This window comes from Microbacterium sp. 01T413_2, from assembly GCF_056398985.1.
Genome location: NZ_JBFTQL010000039.1, coordinates 14107 through 29267, shown reverse-complemented (window position 1 = coordinate 29267; position 15161 = coordinate 14107). Strand labels below are relative to the sequence as shown.

At 70.7% G+C, this 15161-nt stretch carries 15 protein-coding genes; 10 read left to right on the top strand and 5 right to left on the bottom strand.

Going from position 1 to position 15161, the window contains the following annotated elements; translation table 11 throughout:
* The first annotated feature begins 4 nt into the window (after nt 1-4).
* Nucleotides 5-2140 (top strand): heavy metal translocating P-type ATPase, encoded by a 2136-nt coding sequence (locus tag AC1DMN_RS16710; protein WP_477384630.1) that lies wholly within the window; start codon nt 5-7, stop codon nt 2138-2140.
* Between the two features lie 48 nt (nt 2141-2188).
* Here AC1DMN_RS16710 and AC1DMN_RS16705 read toward each other — a convergent pair whose 3' ends face one another.
* The 3 genes from AC1DMN_RS16705 to AC1DMN_RS16695 are packed head-to-tail and all read right to left on the bottom strand — an operon-like array spanning nt 2189 to nt 4007.
* Entirely contained in the window at nt 2189-2554 is a 366-nt protein-coding gene (locus AC1DMN_RS16705) for a Fe-S protein (RefSeq protein WP_440732606.1), read from the bottom strand.
* A 20-nt stretch (nt 2555-2574) separates the two neighbouring features.
* On the bottom strand, nt 2575-3300 hold the full coding sequence (locus AC1DMN_RS16700; RefSeq protein ID WP_477230074.1) for an SDR family NAD(P)-dependent oxidoreductase: 726 nt from the start codon (nt 3298-3300) through the stop codon (nt 2575-2577).
* The gene (locus AC1DMN_RS16695; protein ID WP_477230075.1) at nt 3297-4007 is read right to left on the bottom strand and encodes a hypothetical protein; all 711 of its coding nucleotides are present in this window, start codon (nt 4005-4007) and stop codon (nt 3297-3299) included. The genes AC1DMN_RS16700 and AC1DMN_RS16695 overlap by 4 nt, the downstream gene beginning before the upstream one ends.
* Nucleotides 4008-4061: 54 nt before the next feature.
* On the opposite strand from AC1DMN_RS16695, the gene AC1DMN_RS16690 reads away from it, so the two are divergent.
* From AC1DMN_RS16690 to AC1DMN_RS16680, 3 genes are all read left to right on the top strand, one after another.
* Nucleotides 4062-4538, top strand: coding sequence for a MarR family winged helix-turn-helix transcriptional regulator (locus AC1DMN_RS16690; RefSeq protein WP_477230076.1), 477 nt, complete (start codon nt 4062-4064; stop codon nt 4536-4538).
* Between the two features lie 135 nt (nt 4539-4673).
* Entirely contained in the window at nt 4674-6146 is a 1473-nt protein-coding gene (locus AC1DMN_RS16685) for an MATE family efflux transporter (RefSeq protein ID WP_477384628.1), read from the top strand.
* Between the two features lie 129 nt (nt 6147-6275).
* The gene (locus AC1DMN_RS16680) at nt 6276-7178 is read left to right on the top strand and encodes a VOC family protein (protein ID WP_477384626.1); all 903 of its coding nucleotides are present in this window, start codon (nt 6276-6278) and stop codon (nt 7176-7178) included.
* A gap of 169 nt (nt 7179-7347) precedes the next feature.
* On the opposite strand, the gene AC1DMN_RS16675 is transcribed toward AC1DMN_RS16680, so the two are convergent.
* Entirely contained in the window at nt 7348-7713 is a 366-nt protein-coding gene (locus tag AC1DMN_RS16675; RefSeq protein ID WP_441978179.1) for a DoxX family protein, read from the bottom strand.
* A 206-nt stretch (nt 7714-7919) separates the two neighbouring features.
* Between AC1DMN_RS16675 and AC1DMN_RS16670 the strand changes: the two genes are divergently transcribed.
* Nucleotides 7920-8243: a winged helix-turn-helix transcriptional regulator gene (locus AC1DMN_RS16670; protein ID WP_477230077.1), complete on the top strand. Its 324-nt coding sequence runs from the start codon at nt 7920-7922 to the stop codon at nt 8241-8243.
* Between the two features lie 103 nt (nt 8244-8346).
* On the opposite strand, the gene AC1DMN_RS16665 is transcribed toward AC1DMN_RS16670, so the two are convergent.
* The gene (locus tag AC1DMN_RS16665) at nt 8347-10092 is read right to left on the bottom strand and encodes an AMP-binding protein (protein ID WP_441978180.1); all 1746 of its coding nucleotides are present in this window, start codon (nt 10090-10092) and stop codon (nt 8347-8349) included.
* 178 nt (nt 10093-10270) lie between these two features.
* On the opposite strand from AC1DMN_RS16665, the gene manA reads away from it, so the two are divergent.
* From manA to AC1DMN_RS16640, 5 genes are all read left to right on the top strand, one after another.
* Nucleotides 10271-11443, top strand: coding sequence for a mannose-6-phosphate isomerase, class I (gene manA, locus AC1DMN_RS16660; protein WP_477230078.1), 1173 nt, complete (start codon nt 10271-10273; stop codon nt 11441-11443).
* Between the two features lie 49 nt (nt 11444-11492).
* Complete coding sequence (locus AC1DMN_RS16655; RefSeq protein ID WP_477384624.1) at nt 11493-12464, top strand: DMT family transporter; 972 nt, start codon at nt 11493-11495, stop codon at nt 12462-12464.
* Nucleotides 12465-12594: 130 nt separating this feature from the next.
* Nucleotides 12595-13278: an acyl-CoA synthetase gene (locus AC1DMN_RS16650; RefSeq protein WP_441978183.1), complete on the top strand. Its 684-nt coding sequence runs from the start codon at nt 12595-12597 to the stop codon at nt 13276-13278.
* Nucleotides 13275-13670 (top strand): hypothetical protein, encoded by a 396-nt coding sequence (locus AC1DMN_RS16645; protein ID WP_440732594.1) that lies wholly within the window; start codon nt 13275-13277, stop codon nt 13668-13670. The genes AC1DMN_RS16650 and AC1DMN_RS16645 overlap by 4 nt, the downstream gene beginning before the upstream one ends.
* Before the next feature lie 48 nt (nt 13671-13718).
* Nucleotides 13719-15161: an MFS transporter gene (locus AC1DMN_RS16640; RefSeq protein WP_477384622.1), complete on the top strand. Its 1443-nt coding sequence runs from the start codon at nt 13719-13721 to the stop codon at nt 15159-15161.

The window sequence follows — 15161 nt, the reverse complement described above, 5'->3', positions numbered from 1 at the left end:
ACCCATGAACGCGAACAGCGTGGAGCTCGAGATCGGCGGGATGACCTGCGCCTCCTGCGCGAACCGCATCGAGAAGACCCTGAACAAGCTCGACGGGGTCACCGCTGTGGTGAACTACGCGACCGAGAAGGCGAAGGTGTCGCTGCCGGACGGGTTCGACCCGTCCACGCTCATCGCCCAGGTCGAGGACATCGGCTATTCCGCCGTGCTCCCGAAGCCCGCGCTCCCCGAGACGGCCGAGGGGCCGGATCCGGAGACCGATGACCCGGAGCTGCGCTCTCTGCGCACCCGGCTGCTGGTCAGCACGATCCTCACGGTGCCCGTCATCGCGATGGCGATGATCCCCGCGCTGCAGTTCACGTACTGGCAGTGGGCGTCGCTGGCGCTCGCCGCACCCGTGATCGTGTGGGGCGCGTGGCCGTTCCACCGTGCCGCGTGGCTGAATCTGCGTCACGGGGCCGCGACCATGGACACGCTCATCTCGATGGGCACGCTCGCCGCGTTCGGGTGGTCGCTGTACGCCCTGTTCCTCGGCGCCGCGGGCATGCCGGGCATGCGGCACGAGTTCTCATTCACCCTGCAAGCCGGTGACGGCAGCAGCAACATCTACCTCGAGGTGGGTGCGGGGGTGACCGTCTTCATCCTGGCCGGACGGTACTTCGAGAAGCGCTCCAAGCGGCGGGCGGGCGCCGCGCTGCGCGCACTGCTCGAGCTCGGCGCGAAGGATGTGGCGGTGCTGCGGCCTTCGGCGGGCTCCGGGACCGGGGCGGGCTCCGGGACAGAAGAGGTCCGGATCCCGATCGCGCAGCTCGCAGCCGGTGACGAGTTCGTCGTGCGCCCGGGGGAGAAGATCGCCACGGACGGCGTCGTCGTCTCCGGATCGTCCGCGGTGGACGCCTCGATGCTCACCGGCGAATCCGTGCCGGTCGAGGTCGGTGCGGGCGACGCGGTCGCCGGAGCGACCGTCAACGCCGGCGGACGCGTGGTCGTCCGCGCGACGCGGATCGGATCCGACACGCAGCTCGCCCAGATGGCGCGTCTCGTCGAAGACGCCCAGACCGGCAAGGCGGAGGTGCAGCGTCTCGCGGATCGGATCAGCGGCGTGTTCGTGCCGATCGTGATCGTCATCGCCGTGGCGACGCTCGGAGCCTGGCTCGGCGCCGGCTTCCCCGCCACGGCGGCGTTCACCGCTGCGGTCGCCGTGCTCGTGATCGCCTGCCCGTGCGCCCTGGGCCTCGCCACGCCGACCGCGCTGCTGGTGGGCACAGGGCGGGGTGCCCAGATGGGGATCCTGATCAAGGGACCGGAAGTGCTGGAATCCACCCGCCGCGTGGACACGATCGTGCTCGACAAGACCGGCACCGTGACGAGCGGGCGCATGGAGGTCACGGGCGTCATCGCGGAGGAGGGAACGGATCCGGCCGAGCTGCTGCGTCTCGCTGGTGCGCTGGAGAACGCGTCGGAGCACCCCATCGCGCAGGCCGTCGCCCGTGCTGCGACGGCGGCTTCGGCCACTCGGGCACTCGACGGGACGACCGCGGATCCGCTTCCCGAGGTCGACTCCTTCCAGAATCTCGAGGGCCGCGGTGTGCAGGGCATCGTCGACGGGCACGCCGTGCTCGTCGGCCGGGAGGCGCTGCTCGCGGACTGGGCGCAGCACCTGAGCCCCCGGGTCGCGGCCGCGAAGGCCGAGGCCGAAGCGGGAGGCAAGACCGTCATCGCGGTCGGGTGGGACGGATTCGCCCGCGGCATCGTCGTGATCGCCGACACCGTGAAGCCCACGAGCGCCGACGCGGTCGCCCAGCTCAAGCGCCTCGGCCTCACGCCGATCCTGCTCACCGGCGACAACGAGGCGGTCGCTCGGCGGATCGCCGCGGAGGTCGGCATCGACGAGGTGATCGCCGAGGTGCTGCCCGAGGGCAAGGTCGACGTGGTGACCCGGCTGCGGGCCGAGGGGCGCGTGGTGGCGATGGTCGGGGACGGGGTGAACGATGCTCCTGCGCTCGCCACGGCCGACCTCGGCATGGCGATGGGCACGGGAACCGACGTCGCGATCGAGGCGAGCGACATCACGCTGGTGCGGGGCGACCTGCGGGCCGCGGCCGACGCGATCCGGCTCTCCCGGCGCACGCTCCTATAGACCGTGCTCAGGGGGACGACTCGTAAATGGGGGGCGCCGGGCGACCGGTCAGGCGCCGTGCCAGAAGATCGCGATCCCGGCGTTCAGCACGGCGAGGGCGCCGATCGTCCAGAAGGCCGTGGCGGTCGGCCGGCCGGCGCGCTCCCGCGTGATGACGACGCCGAAGGCGCCGCCGATGGCGAGGGCGACCACCAGCTTCACCCCGAGCTTGAGGTAGTCGAGGTGCACGCCGGCGGGGAAGGGGATCGCGAGCAGCAGTCCGGACGCGATCATCACCCCCAGCCCCGTGCGGAACAGCGTCGTGGTGACGTAGCGTCGTCGCACCGCCTGTGCGGCCCAGCCGCCGAGCAGCAGAGCGAAGCCGACGAGGTGCACGAGCACGAGGAACTCGCGCAGCAGGGTCAACAGGTCCAAGAGGTCTCCGTTCGGATCGGTCAGAGCGCGGCGGTCTTGCCGCCGTCGACGGGCAGGACCACGCCGGTCACGAAGGATGCGGCGGGTGAGGCCAGCCAGGCGATCGCCTCGGCGACCTCCTCGGGGCGCCCCATCCGCTGCATCGGGATGAACCGGCCGATGCGTTCGCGCACCTCCGCGGGCTGGTCGAGCACCGAGCCCGACGCGATCGGCCCCGGCGCGACGGCGTTCACGCGCACGCCCCGGGCGGCCTCGTCGAGCGCCGTGGTGCGGGTGAGGCCGACGACGCCGTGCTTGGCGGCGGCATAGGCCGACATGCCGGGGGCACCGCCGATGCCTGCGGTGGAAGCGACGTTCACGACGGCCCCACCGTCGCGGATCGCAGCGAGCTCCGCGCGCAGGCACCGGGACAGGCCCAGCAGGTCGACCGCGAGCACCTGGGCGAACTCCACGTCGTCGATCTCGGTGAGCGGACGAGGCAGGTGCGCGATGCCGAGGTTGTTCACTGCGACGTCGATCCCCTCCGGGGCGTGCACGGCCAGGAACTCCGCTAGCGCGCCCGCCTCGGCGGCGTCGAACGCGACCGCTTCCGCGTCGTGACCGTCGCCGCGCAGCGCGTCCGCGAGTGCGGCCAGTGGATGCGGTCGGCGCGATACCAGGAGGATCCGATGCCCTTCCGCAGCGAGCCGGCGTGCGACGGCCTCGCCGATGGCGCCGTTCGCGCCGACGATGAGTGCGGTGCTCATGATGCGTGCTCCGCACCCACGGCACGCGGACTCCGCCGCGGCCGGTCCCGGGGCAGCAGGAACGTTGCTGCGATCAGCCAGGCTCCGCCCCCGAAGCGCACGATCGGCAGCAGCGCCTGCAGCGGGTCGATCACGAGCGAGAGGAACGACAGCTCGCCCACGGCCGCGAGCACGAGCCCGGCCAGCGCGAGCCAGCGCGGGATCAGCCGCAGGATGAACGCCGGCACGGCGATGCCGGCGATCAGCAGTCCCATGCCCACGGCGTAGCCGACACCGCCGAGCCCGAAGGCGAGTCGCCCGAGGGTCGCGGCGCTGCCGGGATCGGCGGCATCGGGACCGGAGGCGAGYGCCCAGGTCACGAGGGCCGAGACGAGCAGCAGCAGTGAGGCGCCGATCCCGCCGTACAGGCCGATGACCGGGCCGGGCACGCGCACGCCGAGGCGCAGCTGGCGGGCATAGATCGAGGCGGCGAGGATCCCCAGCGGCACGGCGGCGCCGAGTTGCAGAGTCGCCGCGATGCGGATCGGCAGGGCGTGGGCGGTGTACCAGCTCGCGACGTCGGCGGCGGAGGCGAACGGCGCAGGAACCGACCCGGTGCCCACGAGCAGCACCACGACGCCGGCGATGGTCAGGGCGAAGGTGACGATCGCGAGCGGGCCCAGCGGGGGCCCGCCGGGGCGACGGGAAGCAGGCGAAGAATCGGTCATGACTGAAATGATGCATGGCATGAATCATTCTGTCAAGAGGACTATGCTGGACCCATGGATGCCGCTCGCCGACCCGCACGCACGGGGTTCCTGCTGTCCCAGCTCGGCGCATTCGCCTCCGCGCGATTCGCCGAACTCGTGAAGCCGGCCGGCCTCACGCCGGCGACGGCCGGGGTGCTACGGATCCTGATGCAGAACCCCGGGCTCAGTCAGCGGGCGCTGGCGGACCGGCTCGGCGCCGTGCCCAGTCGGGTGGTCGTGCTCGTCGACACTCTCGAGGCGGCCGGCCTGGTGTCGCGGACACGCGATCCCGACGATCGCCGCCACCACCGCCTCGATCTCACCGAGGATGGCCGTGCCACTCTGCGGACCCTCCGCGCGGCGGCGGAGCAGCAGAACGCCGACGTCCTGAGCCCTCTGGATCCGGCCGAGCGCGAGGCGTTCGCCGCCCTCGTGACCCGCCTCGCCGCCGCGCACGGACTCGATCCCGAGGTGCATCGCGGATACGGCGGCGGAGGTCGCACCGACTGACCCGACCCGGCAGAAAGTTCCCGCACCCCCTACCGATTCACCGAATCGATTCGATACCATGGGAAACGGCCTGCCGTGACCGATCACGGCGGGCCTTGCTTCGTCCCCCGCCGATCCCCGCCCGAAGAGTTCCGCATGTCCACGTCCCTCACCACCGGCCGCCCCTGGCGCGTCATCCTGGCCTTCGCCGTCCCCCTGCTGATCGGTAATGTCGTGCAGCAGCTCTACCAGTTCGCCGACGCGATCGTCGTCGGCCGCCATCTCGGCGTCGACTCGCTCGCCGCCGTGGGCGCGACCGGCAGCCTGATCTTCCTGCTGATCGGCTTCGCATGGGGACTCAGCAGCGGCTTCGCGATCCCGACCGCGCAGGCATACGGCGCGGGCGATCACGCCGCGGTGCGACGGTCGGTCGCCACGGGCACGCTGCTGACCGCCGCGACGAGCATCATCATCTCGGTCGGCGCCCCGCTCGTGACCGCGCCGCTGCTCGCCCTGCTGCAGACGCCCGAGGTGCTGATGCCCGAGGCGACCGTGTTCACKCAGGTCACCTTCATCGGCGGCAGCACGATSATGTTCTTCAACTACCTCTCCGCGGTGATCCGMGCGATCGGCGACTCSCGCACCCCRCTCGTGTTCCTCACCGTCTCSTGCGCGCTGAACATCGTGCTCGTGATCCTCATGGTCGGCACGTTCGAATGGGGCGTCGCGGGCGCCGCCTGGGCCACCGTCGTCGCGCAGGGCGTCTCGGTCGTGCTGTGCCTCGTGTACGTGTGGCGCAAGCTCCCGGTGCTGCATGCGCACCGCGCCGACTGGCGGGTCACCCGCGACGACATCGTCCAGCACCTGCGCCTCGGCCTCCCGATGGGCTTCCAGGCCTCGATCATCGCGATCGGCACGATCACCGTGCAGGTCGCGCTGAACATGCTCGGCCCCGTCGCCGTCGCCGCATACACGACCGCCTCCCGCGTGGACAGCATCGCAGTCGCGTTCCTCGCCTCGATCGGACTCGCCGCCTCGATGTACGCGGCGCAGAACCTCGGCGGACGTCGGCCCGACCGCATTCGCCGCGGCGTGACGCAGGCGATCTGGATGGCCGTCATCACGGCCGTCGTGCTCGGAGCGCTGCTGGTGCTGTTCGGATCCTCGATGGTGCGCGTGTTCATCGGCGACGGATCCGACGAGGTCGTGCGCCTCGCCGCCCTCATGCTGCTGATCAACGGTGTCAGCTACACCGCGCTCGGAGTGCTGTTCGTGCTGCGCGGCGTCCTGCAGGGCCTCGGGCACACGCTCATCCCGACCGTCACCGGCGTGATCGAGCTCGTGATGCGCGTCGGGGCCGCCGTCGTGCTCGGTGCCCTCATCGGCTACCCCGGCGTCGCGCTGAGCAACCCGCTCGCCTGGCTGGGCGCGGCGGCGCTGCTCATCCCCGCGTACGTGAAGGCGCATCGCGAACTGGCGCGGATGCCCGTGGATCCGATCGAGGTCACCCCGACCACGGCGATCCCGGTCATCGGCCCGACCGACGGTTCCATGGTCGTCGACGCCGTCATCACGGCCTCCGTTCCGGTGGTGAGGGCGAAGCCTCGGCTCAAAGTCGGACGGCGCTGAGGGCGGACCGGGGCTGACCGCGAACCCCGCACCATGCTCCGATCTCCGCCGGGCGCTTGCGGTGAGAGCGTGCGGTCGAGCACTCTGGAGTTCTTGGGGGGACCGTCGGCGTGCGAGGAGCTCCCCCATATGACCCAGCGGATCACCCCCAACATCTGGTGCGACCATGCTGCCGAGGAGGCCGGGGCCTTCTACGCGTCGGTGTTCGACCGCACCACTTCGCGGGTCGTCGCGCGCTACCCCGTCGACGGACTGCCGGAGTTCCAGCGCTCGTTCGCCGGGAAGCCGCTCACCGTGGACGTGGAGATCGACGGCTACCGGATCACCTTGATCAACGCCGGATCCGAATTCGCGCCGAACCCGGCGATCTCGTTTCTGTTGAGTGTGGATCCGCGCCGCTTCGACGATGAGAATGCCGCGCGGGCCTGGATCAACCGCACCTGGACCAGACTCGGCGAAGACGGCCTCGTGCTGATGGACATCGGGGAGTACTTCTTCAGCGGTCTGTACGGCTGGGTCGAGGATCGTTACGGGGTCAGCTGGCAGCTGAAGCTGATGGACCGCGATGCCGAGCCCGCGCCGCTGATCACCCCGATGCTCGTGTTCGGCGGGCCCGTGCGGAACARGTCGCAGGAGGCGATCGGGCTGTACGGCGAGCTGCTGCCGCCGTCGGGGATCACCCGTCAGGTCGAGTATCCGGTGACCGAGCCTCCGCACGTCGACGAGCCGATCATCTACTCCGAGTTCCTGCTCGCCGGGCAGCGCTTCGCGGCTTTCGATTCTCCCGTCGACAGGGACTTCACGTTCACTCCCGGGTTCTCATTGCAGATCGACTGCGACGGACAGGAGGAGATCGACCGGATCTGGGAGGCGCTCAGCGCCGTGCCGCAGGCCGAGCAGTGCGGCTGGCTCGTGGACCGGTTCGGCGTGAGCTGGCAGGTCGTGCCCGCGAATCTCGGCGAGCTGATGCAACGGCCGAACGCGTACGAGCACTTGATGCGTATGGGACGGATCGTCATCGCCGACCTCTGAGCCGCCCGGACCCCGGCCGCTCTGCCGGCGCCGGATCCCCTCGTTCGGGTCGCGATGACTTCGTTCAGGTCGCAATATCTGCTGTTTCCGGCGGCTGGGAACAGCAGATATTGCGATCTGAACTCGAGGATCGCGACCTGAGCCGGATCCGGGAGCGCGGCGAGCGGGTTCAGCGGATGGCGAGGAAGCCCAGCACCGCGCTCGCCACGGCCAGCACGGCGAGGACGATCGCCGGGGTCGCCGTCTCCTTGCGGCGCAGGTGCACGACGACGGCGCCGAGCATGATGACTGCGAGACCGGTGCCGGCGAGCGGGGTGAGGATCGGGGCGATCCCGGTCGCGAGCGGCAGGATGAGCCCGATCGCGCCCACGACCTCGAGGGCGGCGATCGCCTTGATCGAGCCTGCGGAGAAGTCCTCGGTCCAGGCCATCCCGCGCTCGGCGAGCACCGGCTTCGGGGTGATCAGCTTCATGCCGCCGCCGCCCAGCATGGCGAGGGTGAGCAGCGCGTTGACGATCCACAGGGCGATCAGCATGAGGTTCCTTCTTGTTATCGATCGTCACCTTGTTACGATCAGTAAGTAAAGAATGGGGCATCGTGGGGACGCGTACAAAAGGCACATCGGTGTCACCGGCGCACAGGGGCAGAACCGTGAGCGAGCCGGCGCCCGCCGCGCCTGCGGATCTCTCCGAGTACGAGCGCTCGTGCGAGGGGCAGCCAGGCGGTCCCGAGGTGGGGCGCATGATCCGCGACGTTCTCGACCGGGTAGGGGACAAGTGGTCGCTGCTGGTCGTCGCCACCCTCGGCGACGACGTGATGCGGTTCAGCGACCTGCTGCGGCACATCCCCGGGATCTCCCAGCGCATGCTCACCCTGACGCTGCGCCAGCTCGAGCGCGACGGGCTCGTGATCCGCACCGCCTACGCAGAAGTCCCGCCACGGGTGGAGTATCGGCTCACGGCTCTCGGCAGCACCTTCGTCGAGATCGCGCACACGATCGCACAGTGGGCGATCGCCAACCACGCCACGATCGAGCAGTCCCGCGCCGACTACGACGCGCGCTGACGTCCGCTCGCAGCCCCTCAGGGTTTCGAAGCGCGCAAATGGCTGGATCCGGGCCGGATCCACAGCAAAGTGCGCGCTCTGAAACGACAGGGGAGCGGCCCGGTCAGCGGTGGTCGCGGTCGTGGTGCTGACCGGACTCGTCGCCGCTCGCGATGCGCTCGGCCTCGCGAGCGCGCAGATCCACACGGCGGATCTTGCCGGAGATCGTCTTCGGCAGCTCCGGCACGAACTCGATGATCCGCACCCAGAGGTGCGGGGAGAGCTGGCCTCGGGCGTAGGCGAAGATCGAGCCGGCGGTCGCGGTGAGGTCGTCGTGCGCCGACGCGGTCAGCAGCACATACGCCTTCGGCACCGCGAGGCGGGTCGGATCCGGGCTCGGCACGACCGCCGCCTCCATGACGTCCGGGTGCTCGAGCAGCACCGACTCGAGCTCGAAGGGCGAGATCTTGTAGTCGGACGCCTTGAACACGTCGTCCGCGCGCCCGACGTACGTCAGGTACCCCTCGGCGTCGCGGGTCGCGATGTCGCCCGTGTGGTGGAAGCCGCCCTCGCGTGAGCGCGCGGTGGCATCGGGATCCGCGTAGTACCCGGCCATGAGCCCGAGCGGGCGCTCCGCGAGGTCGAGGCAGATCTCGCCCTCGGCCACGCCATCCGCGTCGCCGTCCACGCGCGCCCCGGTGACCGGATCCACCAGCACCACCGGGTATCCGGGCAGCGGGCGACCCATGGATCCGTCCTTCACGACCTGACCCGGCGAGTTGCCCACGCAGGCCGTCATCTCGGTCTGCCCGAAGCCGTCGCGGATCGTGCCGCCCCAGGCCTGACGCACGCGACCGATGACCTCGGGGTTCAGCGGTTCGCCGGCGCCGACGAGTTCACGCGGCGGGTGCGGGAGTCGTCCGAGATCGGCCTGGATCAGCATGCGCCACACCGTCGGCGGGGCGCAGAACGTCGTGACGCGGTGCTGCTCCATGACCTCCATGAGCGTGTTCGCGTCGAAGCGGTCGTAGTTGTAGACGAACACGGTGGCCTCGGCGAGGAACGGCGAGTAGAAGCTCGACCAGGCGTGCTTGGCCCAGCCGGGCGAGGAGATGTTCAGGTGCACATCGTCCTCGCGCACGCCCAGCCACCACATGGTCGACAGGTGCCCGACCGGATACGACACGTGCGTGTGCTGCACGAGCTTCGGCCGGCTGGTCGTGCCCGAGGTGAAGTACAGCAGGCTCGTGTCACCGGCCGGGGTGGGACCGTCGGGTTCGTAGTCGTTCTCGGCGTCGTTCGAGCCGGCGAAGTCGTGCCAGCCGGCGGGCGCCGCCGCGCCAGACGTGTCGGGCACGGCGATGCGCTCGATGTCTTCGGGCAGCTCGGAGACGCGGTCGGCGAGGGATCCGAGCGTCACGATCGCGCGTGCCTCGCCCTTCTCCGCGCGGTAGGCCAGATCCGCGGGGGAGAGCAGCGTCGAAGTGGGGATCGCGACCGCCCCGACCTTGGTGAGGCCGAGCATCGTCTCCCACAGATCGATCGTGTTGCCGAGCATCACGATCACGTGGTCACCGCGGCGGATCCCGAGGCCCTGCAGCCAGTTAGCGACCTGGTTCGAGCGGCGCGCGAGCTCGCCGTAGGTCCAGCTTCTGCTCGTCAGATCGGCCGAGACGATCTGCACCGCAGGCCGGTTCGGCGCCTCGCCGGCCACCACGTCGAACCACTCCAGGGCGAAGTTGAACTCGGGCAGCGCGGGCCAGTGGAAGACCGCGCGGGCGCCCGCGTAATCGGAGGCGTGCGCGAGCAGCAGGTCGCGGGCGGAGCGGATCGCGGCGGTCGCGGCGGTGGCGGGGCGGGGCTGGCTCATGGAGCCATCTTCGTCCGGATCCCGCGGATCCGCGCGCCTTGATCGCCGTTTCGAAGCGCGCGAATGACCCTTCCCGGCCTCGGGTCACGGCAATTCGCGCGCTTCGAAACGGGGCGGCCCGCCGCGGCGACGCTCGATACGCTGGCAGGGACCCTCTGCATCCGCTGAACGGAGACCCATGAGTGCCCCCTCGAGCCCGCTGTTCGTCCCCATCGGCAATGAGCCGCGCGACTACGCCTGGGGCCGGGTGGACGGCGTCGCGGACGTGCTCGGGACCGCGGGCACCGGCGGCCCGGAGGCGGAGCTGTGGCTCGGCGCGCACCCCGGATCCCCGGCGCGCACCGTCGCCGGCGAACCCTGGGCGACGCTGCTGGACTGGGAGAACGAGAGCGGCTCCCGCCTGCCGTTCCTGCTCAAGATCCTCGTGTCGGGCGCGCCCCTGTCGCTCCAGGCGCATCCCACCCCGGCCCAGGCCGAGGCCGGATTCGCCGATGAGAACGCCCGTGGCATCCCTCTCACCGCCGCGCACCGCAACTACAAGGATCCCTATGCCAAGCCCGAGCTGATCGTCGCCCTCGAGGACGGCTTCGAGGCGCTGTGCGGCTTCCGTCCCGTTGCCGAGATCCTCGCCGATGTGGACGCCCTCGCGGCGCGTTCCGGATCCGACTCGCTGGCGCCCTGGCGCGAGGAGCTGGCCGGCCCCGACGGGCTGCGCGCCGGGTTCTCCTGGCTGCTGGCCGGCGGTGCGGCCGTGGACCTCGCCGTCGCCGCGCTCGTGGCCGCGGCGTCGGGTGACCGCCGCTTCGAGCTGATCACGCGCCTCGCCGAGGCCTACCCCGGCGACCCCGGCATCGCGGTCGCCCTGATGCTGCACCACATCACGCTCGCCGCGGGGAAGTCGCTCTGGCTGCCCGCCGGCAACATCCATGCCTATCTGCGCGGAGCCGGCGTCGAGCTCATGGGCCCGAGTGACAACGTGCTGCGCGGCGGGCTCACCCCCAAGCACGTCGACACCGCCGAGCTCGAGCGCGTGCTGACCTTCACCGCGTCGGACGACGACCACCTCGTCCCCGTCGAGATCGCCGAGAACGTGCGCAGTTACCGGCCACGCATCCATGCCTCCGGCGCTGGCGTGCCGTTCGAGCTGATCGCGGTCACCGGCGCCGCCGCGATCGCGCTGGCCGGCCCCTCGATCGCGATCGCCACGGACGGATCGTTCACCCTGTCCGCCGGCGACGAGACAGCGGACGTGCCCCGCGCCGCCTCCGTGTTCGTGAGCCGGGCGGCGCACGTGCAGGTGACCGGATCCGGCCGGCTCTGGATCGCCACCGCGGAGTTCACCGCCGGCTGAGCGCACGCGCTCGCGCATGCGGCACCGCCCGACCCCGTAACGTATTACCGTGAACCACCCCGTCTCCCGTCGCCTCCTGGGACTGTCCGTGCAGGAGTGGGCCCTCGTCGGGATCACGATCATCTGGGGCGGCACGTTCCTCGTCGTCCACACGGCGATGCAGCATTCCGGGCCGTGGTTCTTCGTGGGGTTCCGGTTCCTCGCGGCGGGGGTTTTCGCCGCGGCCGTCTTCTGGCGCTCGCTGCGCGGGATGACGTGGCGCGAGCTCGGGGCCGGCGCGGCCATCGGCGCCGCCATCTACGGCGGCTACGGTCTGCAGACCGCGGGCTTGCAGACGATCGACTCCAGCACCAGCGCGTTCATGACCGCGTTCTACGTGCCGCTCGTTCCGCTGCTGCAGTGGCTGGTGCTGCGCAAGCCGCCGAGGGCGCTGACCCTGGTGGGGGCGGGTCTGGCGTTCGTCGGCCTGCTGCTGGTGGCCGGCATCGGATCCCGCGGCATCCAGCTGGGCGAGGGCGAGATCCTCACCCTCATCAGCACGCTGCCGATCGCGGGGGAGATCATCCTGATCAGCCTCTTCGGCGGGCTCTTCGACGTGGGSCGGCTGACSGTSGTGCAGCTGCTCACCGCGKCGCTSCTSGGCTTCGCSACSATGCCCGCCGTCGGCGAGRSSATCCCCGCCTTCGACCCGGTCTGGCTGTTCGCCGGTCTCGGCATGGGCGTCGCGAGCGGCCTGATCCAGCTCACGATGAACTGGGCGCAGCGCTCGGTCTCCGCGACCCGCGCCACCATCATCTACACCGGCGAACCGGTGTGGGCGGGCGTGGTCGGACGCATCGCGGGGGAGCGGATCCCGCCGCTCGCCATCCTCGGAGCGGCCCTCATCATCGCGGGCACCCTGCTCAGCGAGCTGCAACCGCGCCGCAAGGACGGACGCACCGCCGAGGATCCGGATCCGGATGCGGAAGCGGGCGATCGGGATCCGGATGCGCCGGAGCCCGCCTCCCGAGCGGGCGCCTAGGATCCCGCGCGTAGACTGGCAGGGTCCGCCCGTCCATCGGGGCGGCCGTAGAACCCGTCGAAGCGGTTGCTGAGGCYTGGTCCCYGAGRCCGCKCGAMGGGCTCGAAGCACAGGGACCCGAGGATCCGTCATGCCCGCCACCCGCACGTTCCAGCTGCGCACGATGTCCATGGGCACCGTGCAGCTCGCGCGCGCCGTTTTCGCCGCCGTCGCGGCGCTCATGATCACGTTCACCGCGGACCACTCGGCGGTCGTCGGGCTCTCGGTGTTCAGCGGTTTCGCTCTCGTCACGGCGCTGATCCACATGCTCGCCGCATGGCTGGTGGCGCCCGCGGGCTGGCGCTGGCCGCACGTGCTGCTCGCCGTGATCTCCGTCATCACCGGCATGGCCGGGGGAGTGCCCGCGTGGCGCTCCACGCCCCTGTTCTTCGTCGTCGTGATCGCGTGGGGTGCGCTGAGCGGGCTCGTCGAGCTCCTCGCCGGACTCCGTGCCCGCCGTCAGGCCCGCGCCGGGACCGCGCCGGCGGTCGTCGCCGACGGCGCCCGCGACGCGATCCTGATCGGGTCCCTGAGCCTGGCGCTCGCGGTCGGTCTGCTGTGCGTGCCGACGACCTATGCGCTCAACTACTCCATCGCCGAGGCCGGCTCGTTCACGCTGACCGGGATCACCCTGGCCGTGGGCATCTTCGGCGCGTACGCGGCCGTCGTCGCGGTGTTCCTCGGCATCGCAGGGCTCAGCCCCCGCTCCCGCTCCACTGGTTCGGGCATCGACACCGCCGGCACGGCGCCGGCCGAGAACGAAGGATCCGCATGACCGAGAAGACCAGGCGCAGGGATCTGTTCCGGCCGGTGCAGCTGATCGGGCTGTCGCTGCTGTGCGGCGTCTTCGCCGGCGTCGTCACGCTGATCGCCACGGGCGCCTTCACCGACAAGGTGATGCGCGCCGTCGACAAGGGCACCTACGCGGCCATCCCGCCGTGGAACCTCGCCTTCATCGTGACCGGCGGGATCTTCATCGCGGCCCTGCTGATCCTCTCGATCCTGATCCTTGCGGTGGATCCGGCGGACTTCACCAAGACCCACGACCGCCCGGTGCTCTATGACAAGGTCGACGACACCGCAGCCGCACCGGGAACGACGGGCACGGTCGATGCCGACTCGGACGACGCATCCGGGTCCGCGGAGGGCGACGCGCCGAAGGCGTAGTCGACCGGGAATAGCCCGGATCCGGAACGCCTTGACCCCAGGGTGAGCATGACGATCGATCGCGCCTCTGTCGGACTCCGATCCGATCGCGGCCCGGTGCTGCTCTCGCTCATGCTCGCGATGGGTCTCATCGCGATGGATGCGACGATCCTGGCCACGGCCGTGCCGAGCGTGGTGCGCGATCTCGGCAGCTACCAGCAGTTCCCCTGGCTGTTCTCGATCTACCTGCTCGCGCAGGCCGTGAGCGTGCCGATCTACTCCAAGCTCGCCGACACGGTCGGCCGCAAGCCGATCGTGCTCTTCGGGATCGCCCTGTTCCTGGTCGGATCCATCCTGTGCGGACTCGCGTGGAGCATGACCTCGCTCATCCTGTTCCGATTGGTGCAGGGACTCGGCGCAGGGGCCGTCGGGCCGATGGTCGCGACCATCGTCGGCGACATCTACACGCTGTCCGAGCGCGCCGTCGTGCAGGGATACATCGCCAGCGTCTGGGCGCTGTCCTCGGTGATCGGCCCGGCGCTGGGCGGGTTGTTCGCCCAGTTCGACGCCTGGAGGCTGATTTTCTTCATCAACATCCCGCTCTGCCTGATCGCGGSATGGATGCTGSTGMGGCAYTTCCAYGAGCAGATCGASAAGCRYCGGCATCGGATCGACTACCTCGGCGCGGGGCTGCTGACGATCGGTCTGACCGGCATCATCCTCGGCATCCTCGAGGGCGGCAACGCCTGGGCCTGGCTGTCGGTCYCGAGCCTGGTCTGCTTCGTCGGCGGTGCGCTGGCGCTCGTCGCCTTCGCGCTCGTGGAGCGCCGCGCGGCCGAGCCGATCATCGACCTGCGGCTCATCTCGCGCCGCCTCATCCTCACCACGACGCTCGCCTCGCTCGCGATCGGCGCCCTGCTCACGGGCATCACGAGCTTCGCGCCGGCGTATCTGCAGGGTGCGATCGCGGTGCCGCCGCTGCTGGCAGGGCTCGCGGTGGCCGCGCTCACCCTGGGCTGGCCGCTCTCGGCCGCCAACGCCGGGCGGCTGTATCTGCGGCACGGGTTCCGCTTCACCGCGCTGATCGGGGCGTCGATCGCCGTGCTCGCCGCGATCGGGCTGGCGCTGATCGGGCCGTATCCGAACGCCTACACGCTCGCCGCGGTCGCCTTCGTGATCGGCTTCGGCCTGGGCTGGACGGCCGCGCCCACGCTCATCGTCGCGCAGGCATCCGTCGGCTGGGGCGAGCGCGGCGCGGTCACCGGGATGAACACGTTCGCCCGTTCGGCCGGCAGCGCCGTGGGCGTGGCGGTGTTCGGTGCGATCTCGAACGCGATCATCGCCTCCGGTGGCGGATCCGAGGACCCGGCGACCGTCGTGCACGCCTCGACCTGGGTGTTCATCGCGGCGGCCGTGACCGCAGCGCTCATGCTGGTGGCGATCCTCGCGATGCCGAAGGACCGCGCCGGCGAGCACTCCGGCGCGCCCGCAGCCGCACCCGCCGAGGCCTGA

Excerpts from the sequence above, each read along its gene's own strand:
- AC1DMN_RS16650 (WP_441978183.1), top strand. The coding sequence starts at position 12,595 with ATGCCCGCCACCCGCACGTTCCAGCTGCGCACGATGTCCATGGGCACC.
- AC1DMN_RS16670 (WP_477230077.1), top strand. The coding sequence starts at position 7,920 with ATGATCCGCGACGTTCTCGACCGGGTAGGGGACAAGTGGTCGCTGCTG.
- AC1DMN_RS16675 (WP_441978179.1), bottom strand. The coding sequence starts at position 7,713 with ATGCTGATCGCCCTGTGGATCGTCAACGCGCTGCTCACCCTCGCCATG.
- AC1DMN_RS16690 (WP_477230076.1), top strand. The coding sequence starts at position 4,062 with ATGGATGCCGCTCGCCGACCCGCACGCACGGGGTTCCTGCTGTCCCAG.
- AC1DMN_RS16710 (WP_477384630.1), top strand. The coding sequence starts at position 5 with ATGAACGCGAACAGCGTGGAGCTCGAGATCGGCGGGATGACCTGCGCC.
- AC1DMN_RS16700 (WP_477230074.1), bottom strand. The coding sequence starts at position 3,300 with ATGAGCACCGCACTCATCGTCGGCGCGAACGGCGCCATCGGCGAGGCC.
- AC1DMN_RS16645 (WP_440732594.1), top strand. The coding sequence starts at position 13,275 with ATGACCGAGAAGACCAGGCGCAGGGATCTGTTCCGGCCGGTGCAGCTG.
- AC1DMN_RS16665 (WP_441978180.1), bottom strand. The coding sequence starts at position 10,092 with ATGAGCCAGCCCCGCCCCGCCACCGCCGCGACCGCCGCGATCCGCTCC.
- manA (WP_477230078.1), top strand. The coding sequence starts at position 10,271 with ATGAGTGCCCCCTCGAGCCCGCTGTTCGTCCCCATCGGCAATGAGCCG.